Source organism: Kutzneria sp. 744, from assembly GCF_000568255.1.
In the GTDB taxonomy this organism is placed as follows: domain Bacteria; phylum Actinomycetota; class Actinomycetes; order Mycobacteriales; family Pseudonocardiaceae; genus Kutzneria.
The window spans coordinates 11,465,499-11,466,960 of sequence record NZ_KK037166.1 but is presented as its reverse complement, the minus strand read 5'-3'; the positions used below and the strand labels follow the sequence as shown (position 1 = coordinate 11,466,960).

Below are 1,462 nucleotides of genomic sequence, written 5' to 3'. Positions count from 1 at the left end.
CAGCAGATGGTTCCGCGCCCGGGCGGCGCCGGTGTGCAGCCGGCCGCCGCTGGGCAGACCTGCGCGCACTACTGGGGTGAGCAGTCGAACCCGGCGGTGCCGACCAAGTACTCCGGCGGCGACCAGAGCAATGCGCTCTGCGGCTACCGCACCGCGCAGGCCCGCGCGATCTACGGCCTGGGTGCGGGCAACACCGGCGCGGGCACGAGCGTGGGCATCGTCGGCGCGTACAACCTCGGGTCCATCGTGTCCGACACCAATCGAGCGGCGCAGGACTTTGGGAACGCGCCTCTCGTTGACGGCCAGTACACGACGGTGCTGCCCGCTGGCGGATTCCACGACATGCCCTCCTGCGACACCCCGGAGGCATGGGCCAGCGAGCAGGCCCTGGACGTGCAGGCCGTGCACACCCTCGCGCCGGCCGCGAAGATCACGTTCTACGCCGGGGCGGACTGCGCCCAGGGGATCTACGACGCGCTCAACACGGCCGTCAGCCAGGACGCGGTCAGCGTGATCACGAACTCGTGGGCCACCCCGGGCGAGAACGATGTGGCTCCGGCCGTGCGGGACCAGCTGACCTCGATCGCGGTGCAGGCCGCGATCCAGGGACAGGCGATCCTGTTCAGCAGCGGCGACGCCGGCGACAACTCGGGGATCAAGGACAGCTACGGGGTCGCTCAGCCCGCGCAGCCTGGGTTCCCCGCCTCCGACCCGTGGGTCACGGCCGTCGGCGGCACCTCGGTCGCGCTCAACGCCAACAACTCCGTCCGATTCCAAACGGGCTGGGAGGACGGCGGCGAGGCCCTGTCCGGCGGGCAGTGGACGCCGTTGCCGGCCGATCAGGGCCATTTCGCGGGCGGTTCCAGCGGCGGCGTGTCGTCGGTCTTCGGGGCCCCGGACTACCAGGCTGGCGTGGTGCCGGCGAGCGTGGCCGGCGGGCACCGGGCGGTGCCGGACATCGCGATGCTGGCTTCGGCGTACACCGGCCTGGCCGTGGGGTTCACCGCGACCGATGCCAAGGGGAATTCCCAGTATGTCGAGTTTCCGGCGGGCGGCACCTCGCTGTCGTCGCCGCTGCTGGCCGGCATGGTCGCCGACACCGAGCAGGCCCAGCACCTCGATCGGTTCGGGTTCTTGAACCCGGCGATTTATGCGCTGAACGGCGGAAAGGCGATCACGGATGTGACCGCGCACCCGGCTGGTGCGTGGACGCCGGGCCTGTTCTCGTTCGGCGGCGTGCCGGTCCCGTCACAGGGCGGGAGCTATCTGGTCGATTTCGATGCCAAGCCGCAGACGCTCCAGAGCGGCAGCGGCTGGGACATGGTGACCGGCGTGGGCACGCCAAACGCCGCGTTCCTGGCCGAACTGGGCCAGTGATGCCGTGGTGCGGCGGGCCACGTGGGGTGTCCGCCGCACCACCTCCCACGCAACAGACCGTGACATGGCAAGGAGAATCGTCATG

General features: G+C 70.7%; 1 protein-coding gene. It reads left to right on the top strand.

Annotation, left to right across the window (positions count from 1 at the left end; genetic code table 11):
* Window positions 1–1,377 (top strand): S53 family peptidase (locus KUTG_RS51835; RefSeq protein ID WP_052396451.1); only part of this gene is annotated, 1,377 nt, incomplete at its 5' end.
* Window positions 1,378–1,462 lie beyond the last annotated feature (85 nt).